This is a genomic window from Caproiciproducens lactatisolvens (genome assembly GCF_052443335.1).
GTDB lineage: Bacteria > Bacillota > Clostridia > Oscillospirales > Acutalibacteraceae > Caproiciproducens.
In genome coordinates this window covers 1,240,804-1,257,253 of record NZ_CP195750.1, presented here as the reverse complement: position 1 = coordinate 1,257,253, position 16,450 = coordinate 1,240,804, and the positions used below count along the sequence as shown (strand labels likewise).

Genomic DNA, 16,450 nt, shown 5'->3' with positions numbered 1-16,450 from the left:
GGATGCTCAGGCCCTTCTTTCCGTTACAGCCATGAACGGTTCTTTCTGATATAGAGGGACTTGACGATCTGCGCAAACAGGGTATATCCCAGTACAATCACCGCCAGCCAGCCGAAATAAGGAAGCGGCAGAGCCGCCAGCCCAAGATATTCGCCGAGCGGCGTAAACGGAATCGCTACGCCGATCGCCATAATCACCGTAGTCAGAAGGACAACGGGAGAAGCCGCGCGGCTCTGGATAAACGGCAGCTTCGGCGTACGGATCAGGTGGACGATCAGCGTCTGCGAGATCAGGCTCTCCACAAACCAGCCGGCGTTGAACAGCGCGACCAGCGCCGGATTGGAGGCCGTATTGCAGCCGAACACAAACCACATCAGCAAATAAGTCGCGATATCGAACACGGAGCTGACCGGCCCGATAAAGATCATGAATTTGCCGATGCTCGAAGCCTCCCATTTACGCGGCACGCGCAGGTAGTCCGCATCCATATTGTCCCACGGGATGGAAATCTGGGAAATGTTGTACAGAAGGTTCAGCACCAGAATCTGTACCGGCATCATCGGCAGAAACGGCAGGAATGCGCTGGCAACAAGCATGGAAAGCATATTGCCGAAATTGGAGCTTGCCGTCATCTTAATGTATTTGATGATATTCCCGAATATTTTCCTTCCCTCAATCACGCCGTGTTCCAGCACCATCAGGTCTTTTTCCAGCAGGATGATGTCGGCGCTCTCCTTGGCGATGTCCACCGCGGTATCCACGGAAATCCCGACGTCCGCCTTGCTCAGCGCCTGCGCGTCATTGATGCCGTCGCCCATAAACCCGACGGTATGGCCCAGCTCCTGCAGCGCGTCGACAACGCGCGCCTTCTGAACGGGGGAAAGCTTCGCGAAAACAGTGGTATCCTCCACCTGCTTTAAGAGCTCGTCCTCGCTCATTTTCTCCAGTTGGGAGCCGAGCAGGATTTTGTCAACCGGCAGGCCGACCTCGCCGCAGATTTTCTGCGTAACCCCTTCATTGTCGCCGGTCAGCACCTTGACCTGTACCCCGTACTCCTTCAGGGCACGTATGGCGGTGGCGGCGGATTCCTTCGGCGGGTCCAAAAGGCCGAGATAGCCCATCAGCGTCATGCCGCTTTCGTCCTTGACGCCGAAAACGCCCTCCACGGCCGGATTCTTTTTCTGCGCGACCGCAATCACTCTCATTCCCTGTGCGTTGAGCTCGTCCGTCATGCGCACGACCTGTTGGCGCAGTTCGCCGGTCAGCGGGACAACCTCCCCGTCGTATTCGCAGAAGGAACAGATCTCCATGACCTCTTCCACGGCGCCCTTTGTGATCACCTGCGCCTCTCCGGTTCTGTTTTTCAGCACGACGCTCATTCTGCGGCGGGAAAAGTCAAACGGAATCTCATCGACCTTTGTGTATTCGTTGTTCAGATAGGTGATGCTCTCTTCTCCGGCCTTCTCAATGACGGCCAGATCGATCAGATTTTTCAGCCCGGTCTGGAAATAGCTGTTCAGGTAGGCGTGCTTCAGGACGCGGATGTCTTCCTCCCCCCGCACGTTCAGATGGCGTTCGATAATGATCTCGTCGCGCGTCAGCGTACCGGTTTTATCGGTGCAGAGGATATCCATCGCGCCGAAATTCTGGATGGAATTCAGGTGCTTGACCACTGTCTTCTGGCGCGACATACTGACGGCGCCCTTGGCAAGGTTGGTGGTCACGATCATCGGCAGCATCTCCGGCGTCAGGCCGATGGCGACCGAGATGGCAAACAGCAGCGCTTCAATCCAGTCGTGCTTCGTGATGCCGTTGATCAGGAAGACGACCGGCACCATCACCAGCATGAAGCGGATCAGAAGATAGCTGACGGCGTTGACGCCCTTGTCAAAGCTGGTGGGCGCGCGGTCGCCCGAAAGCTCCTTTGCCATATTGCCGAAATAGGTGAAGTCCCCGGTGGCGAGCACAACGGCGGTAGCGGCGCCGCTGATGACGTTGGTCCCCATAAAGCAGATATTCCGCAGATCGAACAGGTTATGCCCTTCCGTGGTCTTACCCGGCTCCGGATACTTCTCCACCGGTTCGGCTTCGCCGGTCAGGGCCGACTGGCTGACGAACAAATCCTTCGCCTTCAAAATCCGGACGTCCGCGGGAATCATGTCGCCGCCGGACAGCACAACAATATCGCCGGGCAGCAGTTCCGCCATAGGAATCTCTTCCCGCCCGTTTTCGCGGCGGATCACCGTCGCGGTCGTCTTGACCATGGATTTCAGCCCTTCCGCTTCCTTTCCGGAACGGAATTCCTGAAAGAAGCGCAGCCCCCCGCTTACCAGGACCAGAAAAAGAATGACGATCACGGCCGCCGGGCTTTTTTCGTCCGGCTTTGCGAGGACCACCTCCGTCAGGAAGGAAATCGCGGCAATAATCAGCAGGACAAGGGTGAACGGGTTGACAAAGGCTTTGATCAGCTGCACGTACCAAGGCTTTGGCTTCTCATGGGAAATCTCATTGCTTTTGTACTCTTCGGAAAACATTTCCACATCGACAATGTCCAGTCCCTTTTCCCTCGTTTTCAGGGCGGAGAGCAGCATGTACTTCTCCATTCTGGAGTACTCCGCCAGCTTTTGCGCAATGGCCTGCGCGCTGATTCCGGTTGCCTGCAGTTTATTCTTTTTCATTTTTCGCACCTCTCTTTCGGGTATGAATCAAGCATAGAAATCCCCCTGCCGGATTTTGTGAGGCAGGGGGACAATAAACCGTATTGCTATCACATGCTATTCAACTACAAGCAGATGATAGTCTCTTTTCTTCGATAAGTCAAGACCAAACCAGAAAATCAGTTTTTCAGGTAGACAGGCTGTGCCTTGACGTCCTCGGCGTAGTCCGGAATGAGCGAAGGCAGACGCAACTTGCGCTCGAGGTACTCCGACCCGATGCCCGTCGACGAGAACATCAGCAGGAACATCATTCCCGTCTGAATCCAGAAAATCGTAACGTCGGTAAGGCCGTGCACGGAGACCGCAACGACGGCGGCAAGGACAAGAATATTCAGATCTCTGCCCAGATTGTTCTTAAACCGCAAAGCCAGCAGTTTCAGCTGCATAGCCACATAAAAACCGATTGCGCCGAACCCGATAAAACCGAAATTCAACAGGGTATCCAACAGCAGATTATGGCAGTGGTAGGTTTTGTACCCGCCCAGCTGCTCACAGATCATCTGATAGGAAAGCGCGCCGGTTCCCAAAAACGGATGGCGTACAATTCCCTTGATCGCGGTTGTCCAAATTGAAATCCGCTGCCCGCAGGTGCTGTCGATCGCTTCAAGGCCCCTTGGGAAAATCGACGGAAAAATAAGGCTGACGGAAATAAACGCAGCCGCAAGCAACACCAGACCGCCCGCCAGTCGGTATCTCTTTTTGTAAAGCAGCACGGTCATAACCGCGCACGCGGTGGCGACAAAGGCCGAAAGGCTCGCTGACAGGTAAAGCCCGACCAGATTGATGCCGATAACGCCCAGATAAAAGTTTTTGTTCTTTGCCTTTGTAAAAATCCGATAGATGGCAATAATGATAATAAATTCAATCATCATGCCGTAGCAGTTCGCGTTGTGGAACGCGGAAACCGGGCGGTACCGGGGCGCGGCGCCGTAAGCGGTGATCTTCTGAAAAACCGCGATCATCGCGCACCAGATACTCGCAATGCAGGACACATCCATGACCTGATCGAAAAGCTGGCGCGTCATGACGCTTTTGACATAGAAGGCGCAGGTCGCGGCGGCCAGAATCACAATGGCATAGAGCATGCCCCAGTAATTGTTATAGGTGGCGGACACAAAAAAGGGTATGATTAAAAAGCCGAGCAGATATTTGGAGTACGGAGACGAAAAAGCTTTCGTCCTTTTTTTGCAGTTCATCATCGTCATCACGGCGATCCCGCAGGTTACGGCAACGCTGAAATAAAAGGGAGTAAAAATAGAGACTGTCAGCAGCAAAACGAGCAAACTGTCAAAATCACGGACAGGCAGCTTTGTCTTCTGAAAATCAATGTTGATCATGCTGATAAGGGCCAGACCCCTTTCTTCACATATTCCTACACTGTTAAACGGTGGACCCAATTCATCCACGATATCTAATACCGCTTAATTATACTCATAATGCAAATACGAAACAAGGTAAATTATCAATCGAATATTCCGCTTGGTCACATTACAATTTGGTGATTTTGACGGAAATTGTTGCGAAATTTTGAAGTTTTTTTCAAATATTTATTACTATGACAAAAAAGCGGCTGACTATAGTATAATGAATTTCATTAAGATTAATACACGGACGGGGATAAATTCATGATGGATGCAAGCAAAATTTCCGGGCTGTCGGAAGAAGAAGCGGAAGCGCGGCGCCGGCAGGGTCTGGTGAACGGCACAGAAGAAATAAAAACCAAAACGGTCGGACAAATTATTAACGGCAACCTGATCACGCCCTTCAATATAGTAAATACCATTCTCGCGGGCTTGATTTTAATGGTGGGTTCCTACAAGAACCTGTTGTTTATGGGCGTCATTTTTTCGAACATCCTGATCGGAACCATTCAGGAAATCAAGGCGAAAAAGACGATCGACCGGCTGAAGCTGATCGCCGCGCCGAAAGCGCATGTCCTGCGCGGCGGCGTCAAGCAGGACCTTCCCGTCAGCGAGCTGGTGCTGGACGACATAATGGTGCTTTCCTCCGGAAATCAGGTCTGCGCCGACTGTGTGATCGCGGACGGCGAATGCGAGGTCAACGAGGCGCTGATTACGGGCGAAGCCGACCTGATCGTCAAAAAAAGCGGCGACCGTCTTCTGAGCGGAAGCTTTATCGGAAGCGGAAGCTGCCTTGCGAAGGTCGAACATATCGGCGCCGAAAATTACGCGGCAAAAATTACGAAAAGCGCCAAATACCTGAAAAAACCGAATTCCGAAATCATGACATGGATCAATAAAATCATCAAATACACCGGGTTTTCCATCATCCCGATCGGCCTGATGCTGTTTTATAAACAGGTCTATATTTCCGGACAACCCTTCGACCGCGCGGTCGTCAGCACCGTGGCCGCGCTGATCGGCATGATTCCGGAGGGGCTTGTCCTTCTGACCAGCGTCGTGCTGGCGGTGAGCGTGCTGCGCCTGGCCCGCCACAAGGCATTGGTGCAGGACCTCTATTCCATCGAGACCCTCGCCCGCGTCGATACGCTCTGCCTGGATAAAACGGGAACCATTACGGAGGGAACCATGCAGGTGGACGCCGTCGTCCCCCTGTGCGGCATTTCCCGGCAGGAGGTCGAGGACGCGGTCGCCGCGGTGATGAATGCGGTCAATGACGACAATCCGACCTCCAACGCCCTGAAGGCGCTGGACCGCAGGCCCCCCGCGTGGAAATGCACAAATACGGTCGCGTTTTCTTCCGCCCGGAAATGGAGCGGGGCGAGCTTTCAGGAAGCGGGCAGCTTTCTTGTGGGCGCGGGCGAGTTTGTCCTGAAGGACGATTTTGAACAGATCAGGCCGGAGGTTGAAAAATATTCCTCCCGGGGGCAGCGCGTACTGCTTCTGGCCCACAGCAAGCACCCGCTGGACGGCGGAGAGCCGCCCGCCGGCATCTCTCCCCTTGCGCTGATCCTCCTGAGCGACAGAATCCGCAAGAACGCCAAAAAGACCCTGGAATACTTTTCTTCCCAGGGCGTCGATCTGAAAGTGATTTCCGGCGACAACGCGGTCACGGTCGCCAATATCGCCAAAAAGGCAGGGCTGAGAAGGGCCGACAGCTATATTGACGCGACCACGCTGAAAACCTATGAAGAGCTGAAAGAAGCGTCGGCGGGATACTCCGTATTCGGGCGCGTTACGCCGCAGCAGAAGCTCGACCTGATCAAAGCGTTAAAAGAGCGGGGACACACGGTCGCCATGACCGGCGACGGCGTGAACGACGTGCTCGCCTTAAAGGAAAGCGACTGCAGCATCGCGATGGCCTCCGGCAGCGACGCTTCCAAAACGGTTTCGCAGGTGGTTCTTCTGGATTCGGATTTCGCAAGCATGCCCCGCATCGTCAACGAGGGGCGCCGTTCCGTCAACAACCTGCAGCGCTCGGCCTCCCTGTTTCTTGTAAAAGCGATATTTTCCGCGATCATCGCGGTGCTGTTCATCTTCTGCAGCTGCGACTATCCTTTCCAGCCGATTCAGTTTACGCTGATCAACGCCGTGACCATCGGATACCCGTCGTTTATCCTGGCGCTCGAACCCAACCGGGAACGGATCCGGGGCAGGTTTATTGTCAACGTGATCAAAAAAGCGCTGCCGGGCGCGCTGACGATGGCGCTGAACATCGTTCTGCTTGTGCTTCTTTCCGGCTTCCTGAATTTTACACAGGAGCAAATCTCCACGCTTGCCGTGATCATTACCGGATATACCGGCCTGATGACCTTATTTAAAGTCTGCATGCCGTTCAATCTGAAGCATGCCGCGTTATTTTCCGTCATGGCCTCCGCTTTTATCATCGCGCTGGTTTTCTTCCAGCCGTTTTTTGCCGTGGTGGACCTGACCCTGCCCATGGTGCTGGTGCTGGTGCCCATGGTGCTGGCGGCCACAAGCCTGATGACCGTCATCCTGCATATGATTGAAAAAGTGATCATGAAAAAAATCGGGAATTAGGCCCTCAGTCCAGCTTGATTTTCCGGAAGTAGGCCTCCGTCGTCATTTTTCCGGGCCGGAGGTACCTGCCGAGGCCATAAAGGCATTCGGGGTCCTCCGTAATATAGTTCATCCGGCTCTCGCAGGTCAGGCTGGCCTGAAAGCCGAGCTTCCGGATGATCGGTACCGACGCGCCGCTGATGGCGCCGAACGGATAAACAAACGCGCTGGGAGTATGGCCGGTATTCTCTTTTACTTCCCCCTGCATTTTGCTGAGGTCCTCTGTCAGAAGGGAGGTGTAGCTGCTGACGCTTTCTCCACGTTTCATCCCGGCCCCGAGCCGGCCGTTTTTGTTTTCATGAAGATTATAGGTATGATTCTGAATTTCCACCCGGCCGGATGCGATCATTTCATTCAGTTCGTCCCAGGTGCAGTGTGAATAATTGGCGTGCTCCGCGCTGACGCTGTCGGAAAACAGGTCGGTATAGTAGCCGATCGGGGAAAGCACCATTTTCATATTGTATTTTTTAACAAGAGGATAAGCGTATAGATAATTGTTGTAGTACCCGTCGTCAAACGTGATCATCACGGGTTTGGACGGCAGCGGCTTCTTCTGATTTACATAATCCAGCAAGTCCTGTACGGCAACCGCAGTATAGCCTTTTTTCCGGAGATACTGGAGATCCTTTTCAAAGATATCCGGTGAAACCACATACACGCCCTGATAGGATTTGTCTTTCAGCATACTGTGATACATCAGGACAGGCAGCTTGATCCCCTTGCCGTTATCCGTCGCTTTGGCGGGGTTCACCGCGCCGAAGGCGATGATCAGCACAATGGCCGCCGTGGTGAATAACATCAGGGACAGCCTGCGGTTCATGCGGACAGTTACAAACATAGGAATTCTCCTCCTATGGAAATATATGGAGCACGACCGGCAGATATCACAAAAGGACAGGGCAAAGCGTTGGCTTTGCCCTGTTTCCTTTGGGAGTTTATTTTTTTGTTACGGACACAAGAAAGTTTTCTATTTCACCATAGACTTCCTGTTTATTGGTTTCGCTCAGAAGCGCGTGACGCGCCCCGGGATATAGAACCAAGCGGACATCGTGGCCGGTTCTCCTGAGCCTTGCCGCAACCTGTTTGACCCCTTTTCCAAAATCGCCGACGGGGTCTTTTTCGCCCGACAGCAACAAAATGGGAATTTTCGGCATCTTCTTAAACCAGCGGGAAGAACTGATCTCAGCCTGCAGGTAAACGATATCCCGGTAGCCGGAAACAGTCAGGTCAAACCCGCAGAGCGGGTCTTTCGTATATTTCTCCACCTCGGCCTCATCGCGCGAAATCCAGTCGTTCGGCGTCATAAACGGCGCAAAGGCCTTGTTGTATTTCACGGTGGAAAGCTTTGCAAAAAGCGGATCGTGGCTTTTTTCGCCCTTCTTTTTGACAATGGCGTCGCCGAGCCGTTTCTGGGCGGTAAGCACCCCCGAGCCGGGACTGCCGCAGGTACCCATATAAATCACCCCGTCCAGCTCCTCGCCGTATTGGGCGGCGTAGGAACGGGCCAGAAAAGAACCCATGCTGTGTCCCATCAGCACATACGGCACATCGGGATAATCCTTGCGGATCAGGGCATACAGCTTATGCATGTCTTTTACAAGGTTCTGACAGCCGCCTTTGCCGAAATAACCGTACGCCCCGCCAGCCGAAACCGATTTTCCATGGCCAAGATGATCGTTGATGGCCACGGCGTAGCCGCCTTTAGCCATTTGGCGGGCAAAATCCATGTAAAGGAGGCTGTGCTCCGCCATTCCATGAGCAATCTGCAGCACAGCCCGGACATCCGCCTGATCGGCAGGCTCCATAATCCGTGCAAAAATCCTTTCGTCATCTGCACAGGAATCAAAAGACATCTGTCTTTCTACAATATCCAATTGCGTCACCTCTTCATGCTGCGATTGTATTCTGTGTATTCATTATATCGCAGAAAAAGAGGAAAATGTGATACGATTTGTAAACAAATTTATACGGAAATATGATAAATGACCAAATAATGAAAAATGGTTCCACCAAGCACAAACAAATGCCACACGGAGTGCATATACTTGACTTTTTTCCCCACTCCGTAAATCACCGCGCCGACTGTGTAAAACACGCCGCCGGCAATCAGGTCAAAAATAGCGCCCGGGTCAAGGTGCGTGAGCAGCGGCTTGAAAAAGAAGATCACAAGCCAGCCGAGGGCCAGATAACAAATCATGGAAAACGTTTTGAAGCGCTTGAGATCGATCGCGTTGAGCACGATGCCGACAACGGCCACCGTCCAGACAATCGAAAACATGACCCAGCCCGTAACCCCGCCGAAGCACAGCAGCGAAATCGGCGTGTAGGTTCCCGCAATCAAAAGAAAAATGGTGCAATGGTCGAGTATCTGGCAGATTTTTTTTCCCGGGCAGACCCCGAGCGCGTGATAAAGCGTGGAAACCGTATACAGCAGGATCATGGTTACGCCGAAGACGGAATCCGCGGCAAGCGTCAGCGGATCGGGGCGCCCGTTGACCAGGAGCGCAGCAAAGCCCGCTATCGCAAGACCGGCCCCGACCCCGTGCGTGGCGGCGTTGATCACTTCCTCCGTCATGGTATAACTGGGAAGCTCCAGCTCTTTGCGGCGTGCGGTCCTCCATTCGGATTTGCTCATACTGTTATCGTTCATAATATCAACTTCTATCATAAATTATTTTATGTAGTATTAAAAACTATATAACAGTTTACAACGACGCTTTCCGTTTGTCAAGAGCCTGCCGAAACGCCTTCCAGATTAAAAGGAGGAATAAAGCTCCGGCTCGCCGATTCCATTTCCTGCACGAAGCCGTCCAGATTCAAACGGAACAGATGCTCCTGAACCTTTTGATATTCCCGTTTTGTAATTCTGCGGTTGATTTCGGGGTAATCCGCCGCTTTTCCGCAGGGCACATACTGCGCCATCAGGCTGACAAGCGCCCCGTCCGGCAGATTTTCGCCCAGCCAGTCCAGAACGGCAAGGGAATTGCGCGTATTGCCCGGCAGAATCAGGTGCCGCACGATCGTGCCGCGCGTCATCATCCCCTCGTCGTCAAATTGGGCCGGGCCGGTCTGCCGCGCCATTTCCAGCACGCAGGCCTTCGCGCGTTCCGCGTAGTCCGGCGCGCCGGAATATTTCAGGGCAATCGGGTCATCCGTGTATTTCAGATCGGGAAGATAGATATCGATCAGTCCCTCCAGCAGCTTCAGCGTTTCCAGGCTTTCGTAGCCGCCGGAATTGTACACGACCGGAATCCGGGATTTCCGGAGCTTCAAAGCCTCGATGACGGCGGGGACAAACTGTGTGGGGCTGACCAGATTGAGGTTGTGCGCGCCCTGTTCGGCAAGGCGGTCGAAAATATCCGCAAGCTCCTGTACACCGACTGTTTTCCCCACCGCCTTTTCGGTGCTGATCCGGTAATTCTGGCAGAACACGCATTTCATGCAGCAGCCGGTAAAAAAGACCGTACCGGAGCCGCGTTTTCCGCTGATACAGGGTTCCTCCCAAAAATGCAGCGCCGCGCGGGCGACGACTGGATCGGTCCCCAGCCCGCAGAACCCGGCTCCTTCGGTTTCCGTCCGTTTGGCTTTGCAGGCGCGCGGACACAGCATACAACGCTCCGTTGTCATGCTTTTTCCCCCTTCAGGCACATCATCGCGGCAAGGCCCCCTCGTTTTCCCCCGCTGGCCCGGTGGGACCAGAGCCACTGCGCGTTGCATTTTGTGCAGAGCTGCGCCACCTCGATATTCTGTGCGGGCACGCCCGCTTCCATGAGGATGCGCCGGTTGGCCTCCCATAAATCGATCGTATATTTTCCCCCGCCTTTCTCAACGATGAATTCGTGCGGACGGATTTCGGTCAGCGCGGCAAATTCCCTGTAGACGGGGGCATCCACCTCAAAGCAGCACGGGCCGATGGACGGCCCGACGGCGGCAAGGAGCTCCTTCGGGCTGCTGCCGAACTCCCGGACCATGGCTTTGACCATTTCGGCCCCCATTTTGGCAACGGTACCGCGCCAGCCCGCGTGGGCAAGGCCGATCGCGCGGCGCTCCGGGTCGAGAAAGAACAGCGGCACGCAGTCGGCGTAAAAAGTGGTCAGGGTCACGTTTGTTTCATTGGTGATCAGTCCGTCCACGCTGTTCCTGTCCTTCGGCTTCCAGACGCCTGTTCCGCGGTGTTCCGGCCCCACCCGGCGCACAATCGTGTGGTGGTCTTGGGCCGACGCAACCAGCGTGGAATAATCGAAGCCCGCCGCGGAACAAAACCTCTGAAAATTCCGCACCACGTTTTCGTCGCTGTCGCCCCGTCCGAAATTCAGGTTCATAGAAGCGTATTCCCCTTCGCTCACACCGCCGGTCCGGGTGGAAAAGGCGTGATTGACGAAGCCGTATTTTTCAAAAGAGGGAAAAGTCAGAAAGACAACACCGTCTTTTTGCCGCAGCTCCATATTTTTACCGTTATCGCTCATAATACCCTCCGTAGATTGGTTATTCCCGCCTGAAACGGGTCTATGCGAGCCCGCCCAGGCTGGGAAAGCTCTCTCAGGATATTCCATAAAAAATCAGTATGATTTTAGCATAACAAAAAGGGGAATGCAAATCCGGGCGTAAAAAAAGAGGAGAGCTTTCAGCTCTCCTCTTGAGGCCCTTCGTCCTCCGTTTTATCCTTTTCGGCATTGACCGGAAGGATCGTCTTTTTTACAACCATGCCCTCGTATTTCAGCTTGAACTGCACCCGGCCGTAAAACCTGCGGTGACAGTGCCAGCAGATGAACTCCGCGCGGTAGCTCTTGTTCTTGAGCTGCCATTCGCTCGTCCTGTGCGCCCGCCCTCCGCAGAGATCGCATTTGAAATGCATATCGCTCCGTTTGATCAGCGGGTTGTTCAGATCGCAGACAATCAGCGTCTTGAAAAGGATCCGGTTGTAAAACTCATCCGTTGTCGCGTCCTGAATAAACGGTTCCAGCTGCCCGGGGGCATACAGCTTCTGAAAACATCGCAGAGACAGCAGGCTGTCTCCCAAAGCACGGTGATGGTCAAAGCCATCCTCGTCGATATCCAGCAGCTGTGCGGAAGTACTCAGGCCCATTTGCTTCGCCGGGTCGTAATCGAGCCTCTTTTCGCAGTAGGCCTGAAGATCCACATAGCGCTTCAGGAAGGGGATACGCTCGTTGCCGCAAAAGTAGCGGCAGTTTTCAATCAGCGCAAGGACATCCGACGTACCCCACGTCATGAACACCGCGTCGCCCGCCCATTTCCGGAACCGGCTCACAACCTGCATGAACTGCAGCCCGTCCTTCAGGTCCTCGTTGGTAATACTGGTCAGCGTCTTGATCTTCCCGCTGATTTTCTTGCCGACCTGCGGACGGATCAGGGCCTCAAAGGTATCGACCACGTTCAGGTCACGGTCCACCTTTACCGCGCCGAACTCAATGATCTCGTTCATAAAGCCCTTGAGCCGGCGGTTGTAGGTTCCGTTCCATTCCAAATCAAGTATTACAAAACTCATATCATTTATTTTTACTCGCCTGTTTCATCCGAAGCTCTTTGCTCAGTACCATCTTACGCATGCGGATGCTTTTTGGCGTCACCTCGACCAGTTCATCGTTGCGGATAAACTCAAGGCTCTGTTCCAGACTTAAAACCGTGTGCGGAGTGAGCTTCAAAGCATCGTCCGAACCGGAGGCGCGGGTATTGGTAACATGCTTCTTCTTACAGATATTGACGACGATATCGTCGGATTTCGGGCTGGCGCCGACAATCATGCCCTCGTACACCTCAACGCCCGGCCCGATAAACAGGCGGCCGCGGTCCTGCGCGTAGAAAAGGCCGTAGCCGGTGGACTCGCCGGTTTCGTGCGCGATCAGCGAACCCTGCGCGCGCGTCTGTACATCGCCCTTATACGGCTCATAGGAATCAAACACATTGTTCATGATTCCGTTGCCGTTGGTGTCCGTTAAAAATTCCTGACGGTAGCCCATCAGGCAGCGGGCCGGAATCTTGAACTCGAGATGGGTCATGCCGGTGTCGCGCGTACCCATGTTGAGCAGTTCGGCCTTGCGGTTGCCCAGCTTTTCCATGACGGCGCCGACGTAGCTGTCGGGCACTTCGATCATGAGCAGTTCCATCGGCTCGCATTTTTTTCCGTCGATGGTCTTATAGATCACGTGCGGCGCGGAAACCTGAAACTCGTAGTTCTGGCGGCGCATCTGCTCGATCAAGATGGAAAGGTGCAGCTCGCCGCGCCCGGACACCTTAAAGGTATCCGCGGAGTCGGTCTCTTCCACACGCATGGCGACATTGGTTTCCACCTCTTTAAAGAGGCGGTCGCGCAGGTTGCGCGAAGTGACGTATTTTCCCTCTCTTCCGGCGAATGGGCTGTTGTTGACCATGAACATCATCGAAACGGTGGGCTCGTCTATCTTAACAAAGGGCAGCGGCTCAATACAGTCCGGTGCGCAGGCGGTTTCCCCGATATTCAGTCCGGTAATGCCGGAAACGGCGACCAGATCGCCCAGCTTAGCTTCCTGCACCTCCACCCGCTTCAAGCCCTCAAACTGATACAGCTTGGCAACCTTTACATTCTTCTGCTCGCCGTCACGGCAGCAAAGGACGACGTTTTCCCCGCTGTGGACCTCGCCGCGCTCCACGCGCCCGATCCCGATCCTGCCGACGTAGTCGTCGTAGTCGATATTGGAAAACAGGACCTGTGTCGGCCCGTTCAGATCGCCCTGCGGCGCGGGGATATACTGAAGGATGGCGTCGAAGAGCGGGGTCATATCCTTCCCCGGCACATCCGGGTCCAGAGTGGAGTAGCCGTCGCGGCCGGAAGCGTAAACGACCGGGAATTCCAGCTGGTCGTCATTGGCGCCCAGCTCAATAAACAGGTCGAGCACCTCGTCCACAACCTCCGCCGGCCTCGCGCCCGGACGGTCGATCTTGTTGACTACCACCAGCGGTTTTTTGCCGAGGCCGAGCGCCTTTTTCAGCACGAAGCGCGTCTGCGGCATACAGCCCTCAAACGCGTCCACCAGAAGCAGGACGCCGTCCACCATCATCAGGATACGTTCCACCTCGCCGCCGAAATCAGCGTGTCCCGGAGTGTCCACGATATTAATTTTGACGCCGTCGTACATGACAGCCGTATTTTTGGAAAGGATGGTGATGCCGCGTTCGCGCTCAAGGTCGTTGGAGTCCATGACCCGCTCCGCAACATTCTCATTGGCACGGAAAATGCCGCTTTGTTTCAGCAGCTGATCGACCAGCGTGGTTTTTCCGTGGTCGACGTGTGCGATAATTGCAACATTTCGAATGTCATTTCTTAAATCCATAATTGATATTCCCTCTTTAATCTAAGTTCACAAAACTTTAATATTATATCACATTCCCATAGGTTTGTGAATAAGCGCCGCGAATAAAACGCGGGCCTACCCAACAAAAAAGCGCCGGCAGTATACCGGCGCTTCGCAATATTGGAGCGAACGACGAGGCTCGAACTCGCTACCTCCACCTTGGCAAGGTGGCGCTCTACCAGATGAGCTACATTCGCAGATTTGGTGCGTGAATAATTATATGACAAAACCTGACCTTTTGTCAAGGGAATTTTCAAAAATATTCTCCCCCTTTTTTCAATTCCCTATTTCGCATCCTTATGCTATAATAACAGACAAGACTAAAACCGAATTGTTAGGGAAAGGTGACCCTCTATGAGTTATTCCATTAATCTCGGAGACTGGAACTCCGTTTTCGCGGTGCCTTGCTCCGTAGTTGACCAACATATCAAGCTGGCCGGTTCCGTCCAGCTGAAGGTGCTTTTATGGGAGCTTCGCCACGCGGGCGATCCCTTTGAAGCGGCGGATATTGCGAAAGCGCTGTGCATCGACAAGGCCGACGTTGCCGACGCCATGCTGTACTGGCAGCAGACGGGGCTTTTCTGCGAAAAGAACAAAGAACTGTCGCCTCCGGAAAAAACGGAGGCTATACCTGAAAATAAAGAAGCTGGCCCGAAGGAAAAAGAGCCGGAACGCGAACCGGAAAAGCCCGAGGCGTCGCCCGCCGAAAAACCGCGCAAGCTGCTTTCCCGCCCGCAAAAGCCCGACAACGCCTTTGTCGCGAAAAGGATCGGCGAATCGACGGAAATCGCCTGCCTGATGCAGGAGGCCGAGCAGATTCTCGGACGGCTGATTTCCAACGGGGACTCCGCCATGCTCCTGATGCTGCACGATGATTTCGGGCTGCCCGCGGACGTGATCATCATGCTACTGCAGTATGTGGTCAGCATCGGCAAGGCAAACACCCGTTACATAGAGAAGGTAGCCATGAACTGGGCCGACGAGGAAATCTTCACCCATGAAAAGGCGGAGGAAAAGCTGCGCAGGCTGGACGAAAGCCAAAAGGCGTGGCGGGTGGTAGAGCAGGCAGCAGGTATTCCCCACCGCGCGCCTTCCACCAAGGAGCAGGCGTTCGCCTCGGTCTGGGTCATGCAGTGGAAGTTTACTCTTCCGCTGATTCACGAGGCGTATGAGCGCAGCGTGGACAACACCGGAAAATTCAGCATCAGCTATATGAACAAGATTCTGGAGCGCTGGAACCGGGAAGGCATTTCCACTCTGGAGCAGGCGCAGAAGGACAAGGAGCAAAGGGCGGCCGCGCGCAAAATCACCAAGCCGCAGAAAACCTCCTATGATATCGAAGAATACGAGCGTTCCAGCGTTTTTGACAATTTTGACAGGAAGTGATCGCATTGGGCTACAGCAGGAAGATTTACGAAAGCGCGGAACAGATTCTTGCCGAACGCCGTAAAAAAGCGGAGGACACGGCCGCGCAGCGAAAGGCGGCGTTTTACGGAATCTGCCCGGAAGCCGCCGAAATCGAGTCCGTCCTGTCGCGCACGGCAATCGCCGCGGCAAGGGCGGTTTTGGGCGGCGGCAGCGCCAGAGAGCAGCTCACCCGGCTAAAAGCGCAAAATCTGGCCCTTCAGAGCCAATTAAAGGAAAAGCTGAATTCCTTCGGCTACGACGAGCATTATCTGGAGCCGGAGTATGCCTGCAGGCTCTGCGGCGACACCGGGTACGTTGACGGCAGGATGTGCGAATGCATGAAGAAGCTCCTCCGCGCGCAGGCCTATGATTCCTTAAACGCCCTTACGCCGCTGAAGCTCTCCACCTTTGAAAGCTTTTCACTGGATTTTTATCCGGACAAAGCCGAAGGCGACACGGCAAGGTCCCCGCGCAGCATCATGGAAGGCGTGTACCGCAACTGCCGCCGATACGCGGACAGCTTTTCCCCCTCCTCCCCCAGCCTGATGATGCAGGGCGCTACGGGGCTGGGCAAGACGCATCTGTCGCTCGCCATTGCCAACGCGGCCATCCAGAAAGGCTTCGGCGTGGTTTACTGTTCCGTCAACAACATGATTACCAAGCTGGAACGGGAACATTTCGGCCGCGACGAGGGAAACACCGGCAGCATGATCCTGGACTGCGACCTGCTGATCCTGGACGACCTGGGCACGGAATTCCGGACCGCGTTTTCCTGCGCCGAAATCTACAACATCGTCAACACGCGGCTGATGACCCAGAAGCCGACCATCATCAGCACAAACCTTTCCATCCAGGAGCTGCAGGAGCGGTACACGGAACGCTTTGCTTCCAGAATCATGGGGGATTATGTGCGCGTCCTTTTCAGCGGACGGGACAACCGGCTGCAGAAGCTGCTGAGAAGTCAGTGCTAAAACAA

12 protein-coding genes and 1 tRNA gene are annotated in these 16,450 nt (G+C 54.3%); 3 read left to right on the top strand and 10 right to left on the bottom strand.

What is annotated here, in order from left to right; genetic code table 11:
• Positions 1–23 precede the first annotated feature (23 nt).
• Both mgtA and ACRQV7_RS06115 read right to left on the bottom strand, forming a co-directional pair.
• On the bottom strand, positions 24–2,678 hold the full coding sequence (gene mgtA, locus ACRQV7_RS06120; RefSeq protein WP_444659834.1) for a magnesium-translocating P-type ATPase: 2,655 nt from the start codon (positions 2,676–2,678) through the stop codon (positions 24–26).
• A 158-nt stretch (positions 2,679–2,836) separates the two neighbouring features.
• The gene (locus ACRQV7_RS06115; RefSeq protein WP_444659833.1) at positions 2,837–4,054 is read right to left on the bottom strand and encodes an O-antigen ligase family protein; all 1,218 of its coding nucleotides are present in this window, start codon (positions 4,052–4,054) and stop codon (positions 2,837–2,839) included.
• 288 nt (positions 4,055–4,342) lie between these two features.
• On the opposite strand from ACRQV7_RS06115, the gene ACRQV7_RS06110 reads away from it, so the two are divergent.
• Positions 4,343–6,679: an HAD-IC family P-type ATPase gene (locus ACRQV7_RS06110; protein ID WP_444659832.1), complete on the top strand. Its 2,337-nt coding sequence runs from the start codon at positions 4,343–4,345 to the stop codon at positions 6,677–6,679.
• Positions 6,680–6,683: 4 nt separating this feature from the next.
• Here the strand turns inward: ACRQV7_RS06110 and ACRQV7_RS06105 are convergent, their stop codons facing one another.
• From ACRQV7_RS06105 to ACRQV7_RS06070, 8 genes are all read right to left on the bottom strand, one after another.
• A complete protein-coding gene (locus tag ACRQV7_RS06105; protein WP_444659831.1) occupies positions 6,684–7,556 on the bottom strand; it encodes a polysaccharide deacetylase family protein in 873 nt (290 codons plus the stop codon).
• A gap of 97 nt (positions 7,557–7,653) precedes the next feature.
• Positions 7,654–8,592 carry an alpha/beta fold hydrolase gene (locus ACRQV7_RS06100; protein ID WP_275713960.1) on the bottom strand — a complete coding sequence of 313 codons (939 nt, stop codon included), beginning with the start codon at positions 8,590–8,592 and terminating at the stop codon, positions 7,654–7,656.
• A gap of 89 nt (positions 8,593–8,681) precedes the next feature.
• The gene (trhA, locus tag ACRQV7_RS06095; RefSeq protein WP_444659830.1) at positions 8,682–9,368 is read right to left on the bottom strand and encodes a PAQR family membrane homeostasis protein TrhA; all 687 of its coding nucleotides are present in this window, start codon (positions 9,366–9,368) and stop codon (positions 8,682–8,684) included.
• A gap of 77 nt (positions 9,369–9,445) precedes the next feature.
• Complete coding sequence (locus ACRQV7_RS06090) at positions 9,446–10,345, bottom strand: radical SAM protein (protein ID WP_444659829.1); 900 nt, start codon at positions 10,343–10,345, stop codon at positions 9,446–9,448.
• Positions 10,342–11,184, bottom strand: coding sequence for a peptidoglycan editing factor PgeF (pgeF, locus tag ACRQV7_RS06085; protein WP_444659828.1), 843 nt, complete (start codon positions 11,182–11,184; stop codon positions 10,342–10,344). Before pgeF ends, ACRQV7_RS06090 begins: the two co-directional genes overlap by 4 nt.
• Before the next feature lie 158 nt (positions 11,185–11,342).
• Entirely contained in the window at positions 11,343–12,224 is an 882-nt protein-coding gene (locus tag ACRQV7_RS06080; RefSeq protein WP_275713956.1) for a 3'-5' exonuclease, read from the bottom strand.
• 1 nt (position 12,225) lies between these two features.
• Entirely contained in the window at positions 12,226–14,046 is a 1,821-nt protein-coding gene (typA, locus tag ACRQV7_RS06075) for a translational GTPase TypA (RefSeq protein ID WP_444659827.1), read from the bottom strand.
• Between the two features lie 142 nt (positions 14,047–14,188).
• Positions 14,189–14,264 (bottom strand) — tRNA-Gly (locus ACRQV7_RS06070).
• A 157-nt stretch (positions 14,265–14,421) separates the two neighbouring features.
• Here ACRQV7_RS06070 and ACRQV7_RS06065 point away from each other — a divergent pair.
• Together ACRQV7_RS06065 and ACRQV7_RS06060 are read left to right on the top strand one after the other, a co-directional pair.
• Positions 14,422–15,453, top strand: a complete 1,032-nt coding sequence (locus ACRQV7_RS06065; protein ID WP_444659826.1) for a DnaD domain protein — start codon at positions 14,422–14,424, stop codon at positions 15,451–15,453.
• The gene (locus tag ACRQV7_RS06060) at positions 15,450–16,445 is read left to right on the top strand and encodes an ATP-binding protein (protein ID WP_444659825.1); all 996 of its coding nucleotides are present in this window, start codon (positions 15,450–15,452) and stop codon (positions 16,443–16,445) included. The genes ACRQV7_RS06065 and ACRQV7_RS06060 overlap by 4 nt, the downstream gene beginning before the upstream one ends.
• Positions 16,446–16,450 lie beyond the last annotated feature (5 nt).

Excerpts from the sequence above, each read along its gene's own strand:
- mgtA (WP_444659834.1), bottom strand. The coding sequence starts at position 2,678 with ATGAAAAAGAATAAACTGCAGGCAACCGGAATCAGCGCGCAGGCCATT.
- ACRQV7_RS06115 (WP_444659833.1), bottom strand. The coding sequence starts at position 4,054 with ATGATCAACATTGATTTTCAGAAGACAAAGCTGCCTGTCCGTGATTTT.
- ACRQV7_RS06110 (WP_444659832.1), top strand. The coding sequence starts at position 4,343 with ATGATGGATGCAAGCAAAATTTCCGGGCTGTCGGAAGAAGAAGCGGAA.
- ACRQV7_RS06105 (WP_444659831.1), bottom strand. The coding sequence starts at position 7,556 with ATGTTTGTAACTGTCCGCATGAACCGCAGGCTGTCCCTGATGTTATTC.
- trhA (WP_444659830.1), bottom strand. The coding sequence starts at position 9,368 with ATGAACGATAACAGTATGAGCAAATCCGAATGGAGGACCGCACGCCGC.
- ACRQV7_RS06090 (WP_444659829.1), bottom strand. The coding sequence starts at position 10,345 with ATGACAACGGAGCGTTGTATGCTGTGTCCGCGCGCCTGCAAAGCCAAA.
- pgeF (WP_444659828.1), bottom strand. The coding sequence starts at position 11,184 with ATGAGCGATAACGGTAAAAATATGGAGCTGCGGCAAAAAGACGGTGTT.
- ACRQV7_RS06080 (WP_275713956.1), bottom strand. The coding sequence starts at position 12,224 with ATGAGTTTTGTAATACTTGATTTGGAATGGAACGGAACCTACAACCGC.
- typA (WP_444659827.1), bottom strand. The coding sequence starts at position 14,046 with ATGGATTTAAGAAATGACATTCGAAATGTTGCAATTATCGCACACGTC.
- ACRQV7_RS06065 (WP_444659826.1), top strand. The coding sequence starts at position 14,422 with ATGAGTTATTCCATTAATCTCGGAGACTGGAACTCCGTTTTCGCGGTG.